General features: G+C 50.5%; 18 protein-coding genes. 12 read left to right on the top strand and 6 right to left on the bottom strand.

Features of this window, described 5'->3' with window-relative positions; translation table 11 throughout:
- Positions 1-7: 7 nt before the first annotated feature.
- From LCH85_13615 to LCH85_13640, 6 genes are all read left to right on the top strand, one after another.
- On the top strand, positions 8-1,462 hold the full coding sequence (locus LCH85_13615) for a DUF4832 domain-containing protein (protein ID MCA0353028.1): 1,455 nt from the start codon (positions 8-10) through the stop codon (positions 1,460-1,462).
- A gap of 160 nt (positions 1,463-1,622) precedes the next feature.
- Positions 1,623-2,939, top strand: coding sequence for a tRNA (N6-isopentenyl adenosine(37)-C2)-methylthiotransferase MiaB (miaB, locus tag LCH85_13620; protein ID MCA0353029.1), 1,317 nt, complete (start codon positions 1,623-1,625; stop codon positions 2,937-2,939).
- Complete coding sequence (locus LCH85_13625; protein MCA0353030.1) at positions 2,940-3,878, top strand: CPBP family intramembrane metalloprotease; 939 nt, start codon at positions 2,940-2,942, stop codon at positions 3,876-3,878.
- 104 nt (positions 3,879-3,982) lie between these two features.
- Positions 3,983-4,789, top strand: a complete 807-nt coding sequence (locus LCH85_13630; GenBank protein MCA0353031.1) for a tetratricopeptide repeat protein — start codon at positions 3,983-3,985, stop codon at positions 4,787-4,789.
- A 268-nt stretch (positions 4,790-5,057) separates the two neighbouring features.
- Positions 5,058-6,065, top strand: coding sequence for an alpha/beta hydrolase (locus LCH85_13635; protein ID MCA0353032.1), 1,008 nt, complete (start codon positions 5,058-5,060; stop codon positions 6,063-6,065).
- Positions 6,066-6,135: 70 nt separating this feature from the next.
- A complete protein-coding gene (locus tag LCH85_13640; GenBank protein MCA0353033.1) occupies positions 6,136-6,963 on the top strand; it encodes an NAD(+)/NADH kinase in 828 nt (275 codons plus the stop codon).
- Here the strand turns inward: LCH85_13640 and LCH85_13645 are convergent.
- Complete coding sequence (locus LCH85_13645; protein MCA0353034.1) at positions 6,938-7,699, bottom strand: hypothetical protein; 762 nt, start codon at positions 7,697-7,699, stop codon at positions 6,938-6,940. The genes LCH85_13640 and LCH85_13645 overlap by 26 nt on opposite strands.
- Positions 7,700-7,962: 263 nt before the next feature.
- Here LCH85_13645 and LCH85_13650 point away from each other — a divergent pair, with 263 nt between their 5' ends.
- The 3 genes from LCH85_13650 to LCH85_13660 are packed head-to-tail and all read left to right on the top strand — an operon-like array spanning position 7,963 to position 11,780.
- Entirely contained in the window at positions 7,963-10,008 is a 2,046-nt protein-coding gene (locus LCH85_13650) for a thioredoxin domain-containing protein (protein ID MCA0353035.1), read from the top strand.
- Positions 10,009-10,061: 53 nt separating this feature from the next.
- Positions 10,062-10,706, top strand: a complete 645-nt coding sequence (locus tag LCH85_13655) for a DUF6483 family protein (protein ID MCA0353036.1) — start codon at positions 10,062-10,064, stop codon at positions 10,704-10,706.
- Positions 10,707-10,733: 27 nt separating this feature from the next.
- Positions 10,734-11,780 (top strand): Gfo/Idh/MocA family oxidoreductase, encoded by a 1,047-nt coding sequence (locus LCH85_13660; protein ID MCA0353037.1) that lies wholly within the window; start codon positions 10,734-10,736, stop codon positions 11,778-11,780.
- A 57-nt stretch (positions 11,781-11,837) separates the two neighbouring features.
- Here the strand turns inward: LCH85_13660 and LCH85_13665 are convergent, their stop codons facing one another.
- From LCH85_13665 to ltaE, 3 genes are all read right to left on the bottom strand, one after another.
- Positions 11,838-12,875: a UDP-glucose--hexose-1-phosphate uridylyltransferase gene (locus LCH85_13665; GenBank protein MCA0353038.1), complete on the bottom strand. Its 1,038-nt coding sequence runs from the start codon at positions 12,873-12,875 to the stop codon at positions 11,838-11,840.
- An 11-nt stretch (positions 12,876-12,886) separates the two neighbouring features.
- Positions 12,887-13,966, bottom strand: a complete 1,080-nt coding sequence (locus LCH85_13670; GenBank protein ID MCA0353039.1) for a M24 family metallopeptidase — start codon at positions 13,964-13,966, stop codon at positions 12,887-12,889.
- Between the two features lie 87 nt (positions 13,967-14,053).
- Positions 14,054-15,088: a low-specificity L-threonine aldolase gene (gene ltaE, locus LCH85_13675; GenBank protein MCA0353040.1), complete on the bottom strand. Its 1,035-nt coding sequence runs from the start codon at positions 15,086-15,088 to the stop codon at positions 14,054-14,056.
- Positions 15,089-15,308: 220 nt separating this feature from the next.
- Here ltaE and LCH85_13680 point away from each other — a divergent pair, with 220 nt between their 5' ends.
- The gene (locus LCH85_13680; GenBank protein MCA0353041.1) at positions 15,309-16,040 is read left to right on the top strand and encodes an SIMPL domain-containing protein; all 732 of its coding nucleotides are present in this window, start codon (positions 15,309-15,311) and stop codon (positions 16,038-16,040) included.
- Positions 16,041-16,293: 253 nt separating this feature from the next.
- Here LCH85_13680 and LCH85_13685 read toward each other — a convergent pair whose 3' ends face one another.
- Entirely contained in the window at positions 16,294-16,650 is a 357-nt protein-coding gene (locus LCH85_13685; protein MCA0353042.1) for an OsmC family protein, read from the bottom strand.
- 42 nt (positions 16,651-16,692) lie between these two features.
- Between LCH85_13685 and LCH85_13690 the strand changes: the two genes are divergently transcribed.
- Both LCH85_13690 and LCH85_13695 read left to right on the top strand, forming a co-directional pair.
- Positions 16,693-17,667 (top strand): hypothetical protein, encoded by a 975-nt coding sequence (locus tag LCH85_13690; GenBank protein ID MCA0353043.1) that lies wholly within the window; start codon positions 16,693-16,695, stop codon positions 17,665-17,667.
- 50 nt (positions 17,668-17,717) lie between these two features.
- The gene (locus LCH85_13695; protein ID MCA0353044.1) at positions 17,718-17,966 is read left to right on the top strand and encodes a hypothetical protein; all 249 of its coding nucleotides are present in this window, start codon (positions 17,718-17,720) and stop codon (positions 17,964-17,966) included.
- Positions 17,967-18,085: 119 nt separating this feature from the next.
- Here LCH85_13695 and queA read toward each other — a convergent pair whose 3' ends face one another.
- Positions 18,086-19,126: a tRNA preQ1(34) S-adenosylmethionine ribosyltransferase-isomerase QueA gene (gene queA / locus LCH85_13700; protein ID MCA0353045.1), complete on the bottom strand. Its 1,041-nt coding sequence runs from the start codon at positions 19,124-19,126 to the stop codon at positions 18,086-18,088.
- Between the last annotated feature and the right edge of the window lie 68 nt (positions 19,127-19,194).

Consider the following 19,194-nt stretch of genomic DNA (forward strand, 5'->3'; position numbering starts at 1 on the left):
TTGGGTAATGCGATGGTTTAGAGTGTTGTTTGTGCTATTGATTGTAGCAGGATTTAGCTTGGCATGGTATCTTTTGCGGCCCCAAAATAGCCTTGTTTGGCAAACATTCACCCCTACGGTTATCCCGCTGGAACAGGCTGAGTTGGCCAATCCTGGGCGCGGGCTGTATCAATGGCGTGGCCAAACCATGATCTGCCCTAGCGAATTGATTTCGAATCGTGAACGCTACGATCGCTGGACATGGGCCGAACTTGAGCCAAGCGAAAATGACTACGATTGGCGAGAAATTCATCAATTGCTCGATATGGCTGAGCAGAATGGTCAGCGGGTTTGGCTGGGTTTGGGGGCAAGTGCTGGGCCGAGCAATAATGACCCGTTTTTACCAAATTATTTGCAACAGCCCGAATTTGGCGCAAGCTTTGAAGGCGATTGGTATCCAAATTACAATCATCCTTTTGTGCAAACCCGCCTCGAAGCTTTGCTAGCAGCCTTTGTAGCCGAATTTGCGGGCGATCAGCGGATTTTGGGTGTGCAGATGCGCAGTTATGGCCGTTATGGCGAGGGCTATTTGCCATGGAACGCCGATAAAAGCCATGGAATGTGGGCCAGCGAAAGTACGGCACGCTGGCTGGTTGATGCTTGGCATACCCGTCTTAGCCAGCATTTTCTGATTTCGATTCCGCTGAGCAATAATCCAGTATTTTACTACGCCATGACTAAACAACCCTATTGGAGCATTACCCGTGATGCCTTGGGCATGCCTGAACAAATGCGCAATATCGATCAATTAATTCAAAGTGATATTAAGGTTGATGACCAAGCAATTGGACCGTTGGTGGCTGAGCGTTGGAAAGTAGCGCCGATTTTTAGCGAGATGATCGGCGAATATGGCGAGCGCGATTATAGCGGCCAGTTTTTGGCAGCCCAAACCCAAGTCATTTCGTATCATATTTCGTATGTGAGCAACGGCAATTTTGCCCAGCCCTATCGTGAAAGTCCGTGGGATTTCTGGCGTGATCCAATTAATTGTCCTGCGCAAGCCAGCAATTGGACGAACATTGATATTGAGAATTTTATGCTGGCAGGCAAATTAGCCGGTTATCGCTATGCGCCAACCACGATCAAACTCGCCATCGATAACCAGCAGCTCCAGATCGAAAGTAGCTGGCACAACGCTGGGGTTGCCCCGATGTATGAGCGCTGGCCGTTAGTTTGGCAATTACGCGATGCTACTCAGGCTGTGGTTTGGCAAGCCGAATCAAGCCTTGATTTACGCCAACTATTGCCAACCCAAGCCTACGAGCATCGCCAACAATTTGAACAATTCAATCTGCCAGCGGGCGAATATGAATTGCGACTGGTTGCTCCGGCGATCAATCGCTATGTTCGGCCTTTGCAATTGGCAATTGAAGGCCAGCTGGATGATGGGGCATATCGGATTGGAATTCTGAGCATTCGTTAATATCTAATTCTGTGTCTCGTTGCAAAATCGTGGCACAATACAAACACGTCAATAGTTGGCGCGATTGGCTTGATTTCACGCTTGCGACGGTTGCGATGGCCTGCTTGATAGGCTATAATGCTGCGACTTTTGCTATTAACGACATAAAGGCTATAGGGTTATGGAACGAAATCGCTATTTTGTATGGACAGTTGGCTGCCAAATGAACGTCTCTGATTCAGAGCGACTTGAATCGGCGCTGCAAGGAGTAGGCTATACTCCTGCTGAGCAAGCTGAAGATGCCGATTTTATTGTATTAAATTCATGCTCAGTGCGGGCCAATGCCGAAGAAAAGATTATCGGCAAAATCACCGATATTCAACGCATCAAGCGCGAGCGGCCTGATACCAAAATTGTGTTATGGGGCTGTATGGTCGGCCCAAATAATCAATCAATCTTCAAGAAAAAATTGCCAATGGTTGACCATTTTGTCTCGCCATCGGCAGTTGATGAGGTTTTGGCTTTAGCGCCTAACCCAATTTACCAGCTTGATGAACCAGCTTTGCCGGTGGCCGATTGGGAAGTGCCGCCTGTCAATGTGCATGTGCCAATTAATTATGGCTGCAATATGTCGTGTGCTTATTGTGTGATTCCGTTGCGCCGTGGGAAAGAGCGTTCGCGTCCAATGGAAGAAATCGCTGAAGAAGTGCGGCGAATTTGTGCCCGTGGAGCCAAAGAAATTACCTTGCTGGGCCAAATTGTCGATTCATATGGCCATGATTTGCCAGGGCGGCCTGACCTTGCTGATTTGCTGGAATATTTGCATGAAACTCCAGGTTTAGTGCGCTTACGCTTTTTGACCTCGCACCCAGCCTTTATGAGCGAAAAATTGTTGCATACGATTGCCCGCTTGCCTAAAGTTATGCCTGATATTAACTTGCCAATTCAAGCAGGCGATGATCAATTGCTCAAGGTGATGAAGCGTGGCTATACCGTGGCCAAATATACCAAATTGATCGAACGGATTCGTGAGATTATCCCCAACGTGTCATTATCAACTGATATCATTGTTGGGCATCCAGGTGAAACTCGCGAGATGTTTGAGCGCACCTTGGAGATGGTTGGCAATATTCGGTTTGATAAAGTGCATATTGCTGCCTACTCCTCGCGCCCTGGCACCAAAGCCGCCGATATGGAGCTTGACCCAGCCTTGGCAGTTGAACATGGCGAAAAGCAATATCGGCGAATTGCGCTTGAGCGCCTGCAAGAACAAATTGCCACTGAGCGCAACGAAGAATGCTTGGGGCATGAGGTTGAAGTTTTGGTTGAGGAATTCACCAAAGGCAAATGGCGTGGCCGCGATCGCAATAATAAATTGGTCTTTTTCGAGGCCGAAGGCGATTGGTATGGCAAAGTGGTCAATATTCACGTCACAGAAACTCGCCCATGGTGGTTGGGTGGCGACCTGATCGGTGAAACGCTAGCAATAGGTGCATAAATGAGTTATGGCAATGATGATCCCCAACGTGAACGCAACGATGCCGTTTTGAAGGCGCTTGGTGGCGTGCCGCAACCGCCCGTTGCTCCGCCCATGCAGCCGCAGCAACCCATGGCCCAACCTGGTTGGTATCCAGCAGATTATGGCTATCAGGTGCCATCAACTGGTGCGGCGGTTCCTGGCTCAGAGGAAGGCAACAGTCGCACGCCAATGGCCTACTGGGTATTGCCTGATTTAATTTTTGGTTTTTTGCTGGCAGTACTGTTGCAAGTGATCATCATGGTGGTTTACATGCTGGCCAATGGATTAAGCGATTTGGAGCAAATCCAAGGCTTATTGAATGACCCAACCTTTATTTTGCTCAACGCCCCAACTTTAGGTTTAGGGTTTACTTTAGCCAGCATCTTGCGGGTCAATATCTTGCGCAAGTTGCCCCTAGCTTGGTTTGGCCTGAATCGCCAAAAACTGGGGGTTGCTTTGGGTTTTGGCTTTATTGCAGGCATTAGTTTCTTAGTGACCAACTTTATTTCAGGTGCGATTAGCAAAGCTTTAGACAGCAGCCCCGATCAGCAAGCACAGTTGATCGGCCCTTTTAAAGAGGCTAGTAATCTACAAATTGGCATATTTGGCTTGTTTGTGGTAATTATTGGGCCATTTTTAGAGGAAGTCTTTTTTCGCGGCTACGCTTTTCGGGCGATCCGCCAAAAACTAGGGGTTACCTGGGGGGTTGTGCTCAGTGGCATTCTGTTTGCTCTGCCGCATGCCTTTGGGGTTACAACTGGTTATATTGCCCTGTTGATTCCGATTTTTCTTGGTGGGGCGATTTTGGCCTTGGTTTACCACTACACCAACAATCTATGGAGCGCGGTTTTAGCGCACTCGATCAATAACTTTATTGGATTTATCGGCCTGATTGTGGCCTTGAAGTTCGACGTATAGTAAATCGATGTTTTTAGGATTAGTTTGAGCGGATGCGGTGTGAGCTGCGTCCGTTCTGTGTGATTAAAGCCTGGAGGAACCCAGTGTCCAAGCAAGATGATAAGATGCGTATTCGTAATCGCCTGATCGATCAAGCGATTAGCGAAGCTGCTAACAATCAGTGGGAATCGGCGATTGAACTGAACCGCAAAGCAATCGAAATGGCCGAAGATCCTGAAACCTATAATCGTTTAGGCAAGGCTTTGCAGGAAGTAAATCGTTATGCTGAAGCGCTTGAAACCTATCAAAAGACGTTAAAACTTGCCCCAAGCAATATTATTGCCCGTCGCAATATCGATAAGCTGACTCCATTATTGAGCAGCGAAGGCAAAACCAACCAACGCAGTCGCGAATTGGTCGATTTGCGCTTGTTTGTCAGCGAAACTGGCAAAACTGGCATTACCACACTGACCAATCTCGCCAATCCCGGTTTGGTAAGCCAATTGGGTAGTGGCGAGATCGTTGAGCTGCGCCACGAAGGCCGCTTGTTGAATGCCTACACCAGCGATGGGATTTTAATTGGGCGGATTGAGCCAAAACTGGCCCAACGCTTAGCTGAATTGATCGATGGTGGCAACAAATATGCCGCAGCGATCGCCCATATCGAAAACGGCCAAGTGCGGATCGTGATTCGTGAAACCTTCCAACACCCATCACAACGCACCAAAATCTCCTTCCCTGGCAAACTTAGCGGCGATATGGGAGCTTTCCGCCCGTATGTTCGCGATTATTCGTTGCGCTACGATTTCGATGGCGATGACGATGATGAAGTTGACGAAATGGGTGAGGAAGAAGAAGAAGATCTTGACGAAATGAGCCTCGATGATGTCGATAGCGACGATGGCGACGATGACGATGAACTAGGCAGTTAGGTTATTACCCTCACCCCTAGCCCTCTCTCCCGCATGCGAGACGAGGGGGAACCATCTATCGTAGAATCTCATAAACTTTTATCGTTGCTGTAGCCCTTCATAGATGAAGGGCTTTTTTTTGTTATACAATCGAATTATAGATATTCAGCGGCCTGAAGATCGATGCTGCTATCGCTCTAATTGCTGAGTGCCATTCGCCCTGATTAACCCTGTGGTTTGGTTAGTTCTTGGCTATAGTTGCGCTATATCTCTAGCTAAGGAATACCCAATGAATATAAAACCACAAAAACGCTCGCTGTTACGACGGATTGGGCGCTGGCTCGGTTGGATTGGCCTGTTGATTGTTGGCTTACTGATCGGCGGCTGGGCGTTTCAGCGCTGGGCGAGCCAGCGTGATCGCCAACGATTTTTGCCAGCCGAGCAGCAAATTATGCTCAATGGCCATGCGATACGGCTGATTTGTATGGGCAGCGGCAGCCCAACAATCGTGCTCGAAGCTGGCTTAGGCGATGGTGCTGATGTTTGGGGCTTAGTCCAACCAGCCTTAGCCGAGCAATACCGAGTGTGTGCCTATGATCGGGTTGGCATGGGCTGGAGCGAAGCAGTAGCCGACAAGGCTGATCGGGCTTCGATTGCCCAAACCTTGCATGAACTGTTGAGCCAAGCCAACGTATCAGCGCCATATGTATTGGTTGGCCATTCTGCTGGTGGTTTGTATGTGCGCGAATATGCCCAGCGCTACCCTGAGCAAGTGGCTGGTTTGGTGCTGGTCGATTCATCACATGAACAACAACGCCAACGTCAGCCACAGCTTGCTGAAGATCCATTTGCAATCATGCGTCAGTCGATGCAAGCCTGTGATGTGCTGGCTCCATTTGGAATTATTCGGCTGACCAAGCTGTTTGAGCAATCGCAATCGACCTATGCCAAACTTTCGCAACCAGCCCAAGCCTCGATTACGGCTAGCCAATATCAAACGAGCACCTGTAGCGCGATGGATGAGGCCTTGGCAGCAATCACCCAAGATCTGAATCAAGCTCAAGCTCCGCAATCGCTGAACGATCTCCCGTTGGTGGTATTAACTCGTGGGATTGCTGATAGCACCATGCCAGTGGAATTTGAACAGACGTGGGATAGCTTGCAGCAAGAATTAGCCCAGCTTTCGAGCAACAGCCAACATCAGATAGCTGAAACTAGTGGTCATTACATTCATCTCGACCAACCAGAGTTGGTCATTGCGGCAGTTGAATGGGTGATCAGCCAACAAGCTAAATAGCTAGCGGCGTAGGACAGCGCTCGGTGAGTGTGTTATGATGCAGCGCAGAATGGCCACCACAGGAGGCGCTATGCACACAATTGGCGTTTTGTATAATCCGCTTGCGCCTGCAACAGCCCAAGCAGGGGAACGAATTGCGGCTTGGTTGGGCGAACGAGGGTTAAGTGTGTGGCTAGGCACATCACAAAGTGCCCGTGATGAGCCAGATCTGGTCGCGCCATGCCAATTAATGTTGGCGCTTGGTGGCGATGGTACGGTACTCCGTGCCGCCCGCATTGGCATCACCCACAATATGCCGATTTTGGGTGTGGCGATGGGCCACTTGAGTTTTATGGCCGAAGTTACCGAAGAATCGGTCTATGAAGGCTTAGAGGTGTTGCTCAACGGCGGTGGTTGGTACGATCAGCGCACGTTGGTACGAGCACGAGTTTTACGCCAAGGCCAAGAGATTTTTAATGATCTGGCTTTGAACGAGGTGTTGCTGTCGCGGCGTGATGTGGCGCGAGTAGTCCATGTATCGGTTGCTATTGATGATATGCCATTGACGAGCTATCGCGCTGATGGAGTTTTGGTTTCGACCGCAACTGGTTCAACTGCTTATGCTTTGGCCGCTGGTGGCCCGGTGCTCGACCCACGCTCCGATTCGTTGTTGTTGGTGACGGTGGCTGGCCACTTAACCAGTTTGCCAGCCCTCGTGCTCCCGCCAGATACCAAAATTAGCTGGACGCTGGCCCGCCATCATCCCACAATTATTAGCCTTGATGGGCAGTGGTCGTTTCCAATTGAGCCTGATGATCTGATTGAGGTTACGCGGGCTAAAGAGATTTGCCGTTTTGCCCATGTTTATCCTCAAGCCCATTTTTATCAATCGCTCACTCAGCGTTTGCGTCGGCAATAATCTGCTCGCTGGCGAGCCATGTTTGGTAGCGCTGCAACAGGAGGCCGCTGGTTTGGCGATAATCAGCCCAGCGCGATTCAAGCGGATTGAAGGCATGCTCCAGGGCTTGCCACAAATTATCGGGTAAGGCCGAGGTTGGTTGGATGCGCAACGTGCCGGCAACCGCCTCGACCACTTTAATACAACGCCGCGCCGGATGCTGTAGCAATACCTCGGATAAACGCCAACCGCGCAGGCCACTGAGCAAGGTCAAGGCAGTATACATCCCACTCGAACGCCCCATCGCATCTAACAACGAACTGGCGGCTGGCTCGCTATTTTGGCGTTGCCAGCTATAACGCCATGCTAAGCCATCGAGCGTATGGCCAATCGCCAAACTGACCAGCATCAAATCGCTGCTGCTGAAGGCTGGCAGGCGTGGCAAATTGCCGACGAAATCGCCTAAGGCCTGACCAAGCGGCGAGGTAGCGGCTGAACGCTGTTCGGCGACCGCCCGTAAGCCACGCCAATAACGCTGGGCTTGCTCAATATTCAAATCAAGGTAGGTTAATGTGTGATGTTCTAGCATCAAAAGCCATGTGAACCAGCGCCCAATCACCGCCGCCTCGCTCAAATCGCGAAATGGCGCTAAATGATGTAACAGTTGGGTGGCACGGGTCACATGGTGCAAATCGGCATGGGTATAACTGCCCATCCATGTTAGCAACATTGGGTCGGGCAAGGCATTTTCATCCATAATAGTGCTCCAATTTTAGGCTAGACTTTACTATTCAACTTGCTACATTTAATGGATTGTAATCACCACTTCTCCGCCCTGCCTTCGTGGACTTCGTGCTCTTCGCGGTTTCAGATTCACACGACGATAATTGCTAGGCAATGCTGGTTTCTTGGCATTTAAACAGCATCCTTTCTCTATTCAGCGCAAAAAGTTAGTATTCCATTAATCTCCTCGCACCACGACCTGCTATATACTACTGGTAGATTAGTTAAGGAGCCGCTATGGCAAATCGTTTAATTCATGAAACTAGCCCTTATTTGTTGCAACACGCCGAAAACCCCGTCGATTGGTATGCTTGGGGTGAAGAGGCTTTGCAACGTGCCAAACAAGATGATAAACCAATTTTATTAAGTGTTGGCTATAGCGCCTGCCATTGGTGTCACGTTATGGCTCATGAATCGTTTGAAGATCCAGCGACTGCTGCGGTTATGAACGAATTATTTGTTAATATCAAGGTTGATCGCGAAGAACGACCTGATATTGATTCGCTGTATATGGCCGCTGTCCAGGCCATGACCCGCCATGGCGGCTGGCCGATGACGGTCTTTTTAACCCCCGATGGTGCACCGTTTTATGGTGGAACCTATTTTCCCCCAGAGCCGCGCCACAATATGCCTTCGTTCCAACAGGTGCTGCATGGCGTGGCCGAAGCCTACCGCGACCGTCGCGAAGAAGTGTTTCAGAGTGCCGAGCAGATGCGTGAGCATTTAGAAGATATTTTGAGCTTTGATCTTGAGCAAGTGAAGCTGAGCAAAAGCCAATTGAATGTGGCTGCTCAACGCCAAATGAGCCAATTCGATTCGCGCTTTGGTGGCTATGGCGGTGCACCTAAGTTCCCGCAAGCCTTGATTTTTGGTATGGTTTTGCGCACATGGCTGCGCAGCGAGGATCAAGATGCGCTCAATCAAGTGACCCAAACCTTGCAAGCAATGGCCAACGGCGGTATGTATGATCAACTTGGTGGTGGTTTTGCGCGGTATTCGGTCGATGCTCAGTGGCTCGTGCCACACTTCGAGAAAATGCTCTACGATAATGCCTTGCTCAGCCAGCTCTATCTCGAAACCTACCAAGCCACCCATGAGCCGTTTTATCGCCGAATTGCTGAGGAAAGCATCACCTACATTTTACGCGATATGACCAGCCCTGATGGCGGTTTTTATGCTGCCGAAGATGCTGATAGCGAAGGCGAAGAGGGCAAGTTTTATGTTTGGAGCCTGGCTGAAATTCAGCAATTGCTTAGCCCTGAGGATGCTGCCCTTGCCCAGTTATATTGGAATATTCAGCCCGAAGGCAATTTTGAGGGCCATGCGATTTTGTATGTGCCCCAAGATCCGAGCGTGGTTGCCAAAGAGTTAAGCATTAGCGAGGCAGATTTGGCGCAGCGGATTGCCGTAATTCGTGCTACGCTCTTGGCGCAGCGCAATACGCGCATTCGCCCAGGCCGCGATGAAAAGATTTTGGCCTCGTGGAATGGCATGATGCTGCGCAGTTTGGCCTTTGCCGCCAATGTGCTCGATAACGCCGATTATCGCGCTGCGGCGATTCGCAACGCCGAATTTATTACCAGCAAGCTGTATCAAAACGGCCAATTGTATCGCTCCTATAAAGATGGTCAGGCCAAATTTAAGGGTTACCTCGAAGATTATGCCTGTGTTGCCGATGGCATGCTGGCTTTGTACGAGGCAACCTTTGATCTGCGCTGGTTGCACGTGGCGATTGAATTGGCCGAAAGCATGACCGAGCGCTTTTGGGATGCGCAACAACGCAGCTTTTTCGACACGGCCAGCGATCATGAACAATTGATCACGCGGCCCCGCGACCTTTACGACAATGCTACGCCTGCTGGTAATTCGGTGGCGGTTGATGTGTTGCTGCGTTTGGCCACCCTGCTTGATCGCTACGAATATCGCCAATATGCCGAAACCGTATTGGCGAATTTGAGCGGTGCATTGTTGCAACTGCCTGGGGCATTTGGGCGCTTGCTGGCTGCCGCCGATTTTGCGCTGGCTGAACCACGCGAAGTTGCCTTAATTGGCGATCCAGCTGATCCTGCATTCAAAGCGTTGTTGCAAGCGACCTATCGCAACTATCAGCCCAACAAAGTCGTGGCTGCCTGCAAGCCTGATGATCAAGCGGCTCAGCAGTTGATTCCGTTGTTGGCTGAACGACCATTGCTCAACCAACAAGCCACGGCGTATGTGTGTGTGCGGCGAGCTTGCAAGTTGCCAACCAACGATTCAAAAGAGTTGATCAACCAATTAGGCTAAATTGTTGGCGCAGTTTATGGGTAACCACAGGCTGCGCTATTTTTTGAGGAGCTATGCGAGATTACATTTTACGCCTGATCGAACAATTTGGCCTTATTTGGCGCAAGATTGTGCGTTTGTACGAGGCTGGATCAATCGAAGAGGCCCAAGCCACAATCAACACAGCCTATCGCGATTTATTCGATACCCATAGCCATTTTGTCGATTTATTGCCCGATGAAGATTTGCTCAAGTTAGTTCAATTCGAGGGCACGATTGATCTTGATCGTTGTGCAGTGCTGGCAGCCTTGCATGTTGCCGAAGGCCAGTGTTTCCAAGCACAAGGAATGATCGATGAGGCCTATCGGCGTTTTGATCGAGCCTTGATGCTCTATGGCTCCTTGGTGCGTTCAGGCCAGCAAATTCCGCCTGAAGTGCGTGAGGCGGCTAAGGTTGGGCTACACGAATTGAACAATTATGAGCTAGAGCCTGCAACTCTTGATGATGCTTGGCGCGTCTATGCAGCAGTCGGCGATTATCCCAATGCCGAAGATTATCTCTGGCAGTGGCTTGAGGCAACCGAATTTGCCGAAGCCGCATGCAGCGATGCTCAGGCGTGGTATCATCAATTGCTCACTCGCAGCGATGCCAGCCTTGAGCAATTGGGCTTGCCACGGCAGGAGATCGAGCAAAGCCTTGGCCAACTCGCCGCACATTAGGATTGCATTGCGCTCCAAGGGAGGTTTATGTCGATGAAAATTGCAATTATTGGAACCGGTTGGGGTGCTCGCGTTCAGGTGCCAGCCTTTCGTTCGGCTGGGCTGAAAATCGTGGGGATCGCCGCCCAAAATTATGAAAAAACTCAGCGTGAAGCTGCCACTTTAAATGTTGAAGCCTTTGAGCATTGGCGTGATTTGCTCAGCAGCGATGCCGATTTGATTTCGATTGTGACCCCACCAGGGACGCATTGCGAAATCAGCGTAGCGGCCTTAGAAGCTGGCAAGCATGTGTTGTGCGAAAAACCAACAGCATTAAATGTGCTCGAAGCCCAAACCATGCTCGAAGCCGCCCAAGCCCATCCTGAGCAATTGAGTTTGATCGATCATGAATTGCGCTTTTTACCAATTTTTCAAATGGCGCGGGCGTTGATTAATGATGGTGCGATCGGCCAGATTCGCCATGTCAATAGCAGCGTGATCTTCTCTTCGCGAGCTGACCCGCAACGCCCTTGGAACTGGTGGAGCGATAAAGAACAAGCTGGCGGCGCTTGGGGCGCGATTGGCTCACACCAAATTGATATGTTGCGCTGGTTGTGTGGCGATTTTAGCTCAATTCGCGCAAGCTTGCACACCTTTGTAACTGAACGACCACTCGACGATCAACTTTTGCCTGTGACCAGTGACGATTTTGCCACGGCTCAAGTGCGTTTGGCGAATGGTGGTTTTGCTTCAATTATGATTAGCGGCGTGGCGGCGCTGAATGAAAACGATCGCATGATCATTCACGGCGAACATGGTGCGATCAAAATTGAAGGTGCTCGTTTGTGGCATGCCGAGCGTGATGGCGAGTGGCAAGAGCGCACACCCGCCCATACGGTAGCGATTCCAAGCGAAATTAGTGGTAACTTTCCAGTGGGAACGGTCTACCTTGGTCATGCCTTGAAGGCCTACAGCCGTGGTCAGCTTGATGCATTGGAGCAAGCAGCCACGTTTAGCGATGGCTTGTTGACCCAAAGTTTGCTTGATGCTGCTCATCGCTCCGATGAAAACGACGGTGGCTGGATTACGATCTAGCTGGTTAAATGCCAAGCCGCGCTCTGCACAAGAGCGCGGCTTTTGAATTTAATCAGGTTACTGAGCTTTAGTCCAATGCAGGCTGGGTAAATCGCGTAGCCGTTGCGCGGCGGTTTCGGCGGTTAAGTCGCGCTGTGGTTGGGCCAACATTTCGTAGCCAACCATAAATTTGCGCACCGTGGCCGAGCGTAACAATGGCGGGTAAATATGGGCATGCACCACATGATGGGGATATTGTTCGCCATCGCAGGGGGCATTGTGCCAACCAAACGTATAGGGAAACGAGGTTTGAAACAAATTATCGTAGCGAATCAGGGTATGGCTGAGTAAATCGGCGAGGCCATCGCGTTCAGCTTCGCTTAATTCGGCCAAGGTGCTCACCGCCCGACGTGGCAAAAGCATGGTTTCGTACGGCCAAACTGCCCAAAATGGCACGACCGCTGCCCAGTAATCGTTGGCATAGACCACCCGTTCGCCTCGTGCTAATTCTTGCTCGACATAATCGATGAGTAATGGGCGTTGGTGTTGAGCAAAGTAAGCTTTTTGGCTGCGCTGTTCGGTGGCGACAAGCGTTGGAATGCTTTCGTTGGCCCAAATTTGACCATGCGGGTGTGGATTGCTCGCCCCCATCGCTGCCCCGCGATTTTCAAAAATCTCAACATGCTTGATCCAATCGATCGCAGCTAGCTCGCTAAATTGGCTGGCCCACAAATCGACGACCAAACGAATATCAGGAATCTCCATTTCGGCCAAGGTCAAATCGTGGCGTGGCGAGAAACAAATCACCCGACAAATGCCTCGTTCGCTATGGGCTTGAAATAATCCATCATCAAGTGCTGCGCTTGGGCTATCGGGCAACAAGGCGGCGAAATCGTTGGGAAACACAAAGGTGCTAGCGTAAGCTGGGTTGATCTCGCCATTGGCCCGAGTTACTCCCGGGCAAAGGTAGCATTGCGGATCAAAGGCTGGGCGCTGGTCGGGAATGGTTTTTTCGACCTGGCCTTGCCATGGGCGGGCAGTTCGATGTGGCGAAACCAAGACCCATTCGTCAGTCAGCGGGTTGTAGCGGCGATGGGGCGTATCACTGAGATTCATTGGGCTTGCTCCTAAATGACTAATGGTAATGCTCGGCGTAAACCTGCATACTCCACACTTGGCCAAGCAGGATCAACCGAAAGAACTTCGATTCCAGTAGCGCTGCGAATAATTGTATCTTCAATTTTCACGCCAGCTAAACTGGGATTCCAAGCCATTGCTGTGTTGGCTTCGATGATCGTTGGTTCGCCTGGCCGCGCCACAACTTCGCGTGAACGATAGCCAGTTGTGCCACCTTGATGCAACCGCTGCATCTGCTCAACGACACCACGCTTGGTATAAGCCGCTACGGCTGCATCGTAAACCGCGCCAACTGTACTGCCAATTTGGGCGGCGGCGATCATCTCGGCTTCGATTGCAATCACTTGTTCGTAGCTGGCGCGTTCGGCAGCAGTTTCAGGCCGAAAATGAATATAGCGGCTGACGTTGGCATACAAACCGCCTTGACGCGCACAAACCACTAGCATCGCGCGTTGGCCGATTGGCTCGTGGGTGGCTGGCAAGTGGCCATACAACGGCAAACGACGCTCGCCACCAACCAAGGTCAAGGCTGGGTGAATGCCATGGCTCCAAAGCTCGGCAGCGGCGGCTCCCGCCAATTGAAATTCTGTCCACTCAGGTTTTGCAGCACTCAGCACCTTGGTCATAATTTGAGCAGTCGTGCGGCCAAGCGTTTGATAACGGGCAATTTCTTCGGGCACTAAGCGCAATTTAGCTGCAACTAATTCGGGTGGTAGGCTAACTTCGCCTTGGGCTGGCCGATCCGAGGCCACCAAGGTCGCGTTGCTCCATTCGCGCACTGCCTGATTGAGTACGTAGGGTGTAGCCCAACTGGTCGCCCAAAGTTGATATTCGGCAGGAATGCCTTGGTCACGCAAACGATCAACTTCGACCGAATCAGTGACGATAAACGCTTGATCGGCGGTGATCACCACCTCGGCAATCCCGGTTTCGGTGGTTAAAATCACCACATTATCTAAGCCTGCTGTGGCCCATGCAAACCAATCGACACCGCGCAACCGCACAGCGCCATATTTATAACGTGCCATCGCTGCACGCACAATGGCAAGCTTGTTAGCTATTTCAGTCATAGCCCAAAATCCTTGTCTAGATGCGATTATTGATGTCTATAGGATACACGAGCCGTAGGGCGCGAAAGTGCAAAATTTGTAACGGGATTAAGCGCTTTGCAGCACCTCGGCGATGATGCTGGCGGCCTCGGCGCATTGCTCGCGATTAACATCAACATGGGTTACAGCCCGTAAACGACCTTTGAATGGCACGATCAAAACCCCGGCTTGGCGCAAGCGTTCAACCAATTGTTCAGGGCTAAACGTGCTATCGCGCAAGCCAAAAACGATAATATTGGTTTGCACCGAAGCCAAATCAAGCTCGATTTGCGGCAATTGGCTGAGTGCTTCGGCCAGCATTTTGGCATTCACATGGTCATCGATCAAGCGTTCGCGGCCTTCGTTGAGTGCAATCATGCCCGCCGCTGCGACTACGCCAACTTGGCGCATGCCGCCGCCAAGCATTTTGCGCCAGCGATGGACCTTTTTGATAAACTCGCCTGAGCCAGCCACAATCGAGCCAATTGGCGCACCCAAGCCTTTGGATAAGCAAAATTGCACGCTATCGACATGCTTGGTGATGGTGCTAGCTGGCACGCCGAGCGCCACGGCTGCATTGAACACCCGTGCGCCATCCATATGCACTGGCAAGTTTTGGCTGCTGGCCCATTGCTGCACCTGTGCCAAATATTCCAACGAAAGCACCGTGCCACCACAGCGATTGTGGCTATTTTCTAGACACACCAGGCCTGCCTGAGCGGCATGGGCATCGTAGGCTGGGCGTACTGCTGCATTCAAGGCCGCTAAATCCAGCTCGCCTTGGGCATTGGTTGGGATGGGATGAAACACCAAGCCACCCAAGGCTGAAGCGCCACCCGCCTCATAATGATAAATATGCGATTCATCGCCAAGCAACAGCTCTTGACCACGCCCAGCATGGGCCAAAATTGCCGCCAAATTGCCCATCGTGCCGCTTGGCACAAAAATTGCCGCCTCTTTGCCAACCAGATCGGCGGCATAGCGCTGTAATTGATTGACCGTTGGATCATCGCCAAACACATCGTCGCCAACCTCGGCGTGATGCATGGCCTCACGCATGGCCAAACTTGGCTTCGTAACGGTATCGCTGCGCAAATCGATCATGGTTAACTCCTTCAAAATTTTAGCCAATTACCCGCCTAAAGTTACTGGCAAGTGGCTGCTGAAGCACCAAACAATTATATCAAAAGCTTTCGGGAACAAATTGAAAGCCTGTGGCGTTGAGTATACAGAAACCAAATAAGCAGCGCATCACCCAAGCCGGATGGAGCTGAGCACTGCTTGTAGAGTTCACTTAATTGCTTGTTAGTATGAGGAATGGATAATGAACGCTCGTAACTCAATTATTGGTTGGTCGTTGGCACTGTTGTTGATTGTTGGGTTTGGAATTACCTCGTTGGTGATTTTACCCCGTGGTAGTGCCGCCCAAACCGATACCGAGAGCCGCAAACGAATTTCAGTTACTGGTCGCGGCGAAGTCAAGGTAACGCCCGATATTGCCTATGTGACGATTGGGGTTAACACCAACGCAGCAGATGCCAAAAGCGCTTTGAGCGAAAATAACACCAAAATGAATGCCTTGATCGAGCAATTGAAAGCCGCTGGCATTGCCGAAGCCGATATTCAAACCACCAACCTTAACATCTCGCCAAGCTACGATTACTCGGGCAACACCCCAGTTTTGAAGGGCTACGATGTCAACAACAGCGTGCGCGTCAAAGTTTCGGTGAGCGATGCTGGTGGTTTATTGGATAAAGTGGTTGAAGTTGGCGCAAACAACATTTCAGGCTTGAGTTTTGATGTCGCCGACCCAGCTAAATCATTGGAAGCCGCTCGCCAAGCTGCAATCAAAGATGCTCAATTGCGGGCCGAACAATACGCCGCTGTTAGCAACGCTCAAGTTGGCGAAGTATTGGTTATCAGCGAAACGTCAACTCCTGTAACCTACCCAGTGGCCTACGAATCACGCGATATGGCCGCCGGCGCTGGCGCACCAATCCAACCAGGCCAACAAAGCCAAGTTATCGAAGTTCAAGTGATTTTCGAACTAAAGTAAGCTAGCTAAATTTCAATCGAGGCTAGATTAAATCGGGGGCTTGCTCAAGTATTATGCTTGAGCAAGCCTGTTTTTTATAGTGGGGGTTGGTTGTTGGGGGCTAGTAAGTCCGAATAAAGAGCATAGAGCATAGAACATAGAGCATAAATAAGGACTGGGAATTAGAAGATTATTTGTGGAATTCGTGGAATTCGTGGCTAAAAATAACTTTCGTGCTCTTCGCGTCCTTCGTGGTTTCGTCCTTCATGGATCTTCAAACTTGGCGAATCGTAATTACTGGCGGATGCTCCAAGGTTGCATGAACTGTACAATGTTGGGCGGCGCGTAATACGGCAGCTTGACGAGCTGCGGAGATGCTGACTGGGAGCATAACCTCAATTTCGTAGCGATCGATTCGGCGTGGCTCGCTGCCAAAACTCCAGCGAATGACCAAGCTGGTTTCGCTTAAATCAAGCTCAGCAGTTTGGGCGTAGCGCTCCATCACCGCAGCGGTGCAACCAACCAAGGCGGCTGCCTGCAATTGGACAGGATTGAGATCAGCGGGATAGCCAAATGACTGGCCATCAAAAATGAGATCAAGTTGATCGGATTGTGTAACTGAAATTCGCATAAAACACCTTTTCCAAATGATCAAAATCTGTGTGAGGAATCTATGAACCTTGTGCGTAGCTTAACATTAATTGGCTTGTTTGGCTGTTTAACTGGCTGTATGAGCACAACCGCCGAGCCAACTAGCCAACCTACTACTGTGCCTTCAACCCCTACGCTTGCAGCTATTGCAACGCCAACTATGGGCGAAGTGCCGCAACGTTTGGCTTTTGTTGCCAATCAGCCCAATGCTGTGACAATTATGCTGGCAGCGCTTGATGGCAGTCCTGCCCAAGTGCTCAATCCTGATTTTCCGATGGCGCTTGACCCAAGTTGGTCGCCTGATGGCAATGAATTGGCCTTTGCGGTGCAAGATAGTGATGGCTTCAACATTTATATCAGTGCTGCTGATGGCAGTAATCTCGTTCAAGTAACCACCGAGGCTGGTGACGATCAACACCCAAGTTGGTCACCTGATGGGCAACAATTGGTCTTTCAATCAAATCGCTCGGGCAATGATGAAATTTATCGCGTTAATCGTGATGGTGGCAACGTGCTGCAACTGACCAATGATCCAGCCCAAGATTGGATGCCAAGTTGGTCGCCTGATGGTAGTTTGATCGCATTTAGTTCATCGCGTGGGTTCAACAACGAGGAATCAGCGGGCCGTGAATTGTATTTGATTCAGCCTGATGGTCAAAACTTACAGCAATTAACCAAAGCTCGTGGCCGCGCTCAAAGCCCTGCATGGTCGCCTGATAGCCAGCAATTGGCCTATGTGTTTTTTGATAGTGCTATGGTTGGCGGAGATGTTGCGAGTAATACAATCTATACCATCAAGCGTGATGGCAGCGATGCAACGTTATTGCAAGATAATGCCTTCAATCCCCAATGGCTTGATCAGCGGATTGTCTTCACCACCTATGATTTGAACACCTATCATACGGCCCTGCGTAGCTTGGATTTGAATACGCTGCAAGTGAGCGTGCCGATCAGCATGACGGAGCTTGATTTGATGCAACCAGTATTCAATCGTTGAGCTGAATTTAACCATGAAGCGTAGCTGCAAATTTAGAAGGGATGGCTTAGATGCTGCCAGTTCAGTGTGCGATGTGTCAATCCAACAACATTATTCCAACTGCAACCATTCACGAGATGGAAAAACGCAATGAACGCCTGATGGTGACGGTCTATACCAATCCCAAGGCTGTTTTTGCTAAGGGCGGGGTTGATACGTGGGTAACTTGTGCCATTTGCGGTGAGTGTGGCCACATTATGCTGTATGCCGAAGATCCTCAAGCCTTGTGGCAAGCCTATCAAGCTCAGCAAAACAGTTAATACCTGAGGATCTGCGCAAAGAAATGAGGCTATAGGCTATGGGCTGTCGGAAGATTTGTCGATTGTATCCAATACCTCAGTCTCAACAGCCTATAGCCACCAGCCAATAGCCATAAAGTCTAGATAATCAGCATGGCATCGCCAAACGAGAAGAAGCGATACTGGCGTTCAACCGCCTCGGCATAGGCTTGCATAATCAAATCGCGGCTTGCCAAAGCACTTACCAAGAGCAACAAAGTCGATTTAGGCAAGTGAAAATTGGTGATCAAGCTATTGACTAGGCGATATTCATAGGGTGGGTAGATATAAATACTGCTCCAGCCCGCCGCCGCTTGGATTTCGCCAGTGGTTAAGCTAATTGCTTGGGCTTGAGCCACGGTTTCAAGCACGCGGGTGCTGGTTGTGCCAACTGTAATGATTCGCCCGCCAGCAGCGCGAGTTGCATTAATTGCTTGGGCGGTTTCAGCCGAAAGCTCATACCATTCGCTATGAATTTGATGCTCCAGCGCGTTTTCAGTTTGCACAGGCCGAAACGTATCCAGTCCAACATGCAAGGTAACATTGGCCCAGCCAACCCCCAGCGCTTTAACTTGCTCGATTAATTCTGGAGTCCAGTGCAAGCCAGCGGTTGGGGCGGCGGCTGAGCCTGCTTGAGCGCTATAAACTGTTTGGTACCGCTCAGGATCAGTTAGTGGCGCAGTGATATATGGCGGGGTGGGCATTGAACCAAGTTCGGGCAAACGATCATTAATTGGTTGCTCAAAACGAACAATGCGACTGCCACTCTCCAATAATTCCTCGACTGTGGCTTGGACTTGTGCTCCACTATGGCCAGTGATGATTAAGTTTGTGCCAACCGCAACCTTGCCTTTGATCAAGGCTTCCCAATGTTGGGCATCGCGTTGTTTGAGCAGCAGTAGCTCAGTTTTGCCGCCGCTGGCTTTTTGGCCATACAAACGGGCAGGCAAAACGCGGCTATCGTTGGCAACCAACAGATCGCCAGGTCGCAAATAGCGCCCAATCTCATAAAAATGGCGATGCTCAAGCTGGCCCGTGGCGCGGTCGAGCACTAACAAGCGCGAATGGTCGCGTGGTTCAACTGGGGTTTGGGCGATGCGTTCGGGTGGCAAGTGATAATCAAAATCGGCAATTGGTAGCATGATCATTGGCTATAGGCTATGGGCGATAGGCTATAGATAAGTATGGGTTCAGGATTGATAGGATACCA

The organism is Chloroflexota bacterium, from assembly GCA_020161265.1.
Taxonomy (GTDB): Bacteria; Chloroflexota; Chloroflexia; order Chloroflexales; family Herpetosiphonaceae; genus Herpetosiphon.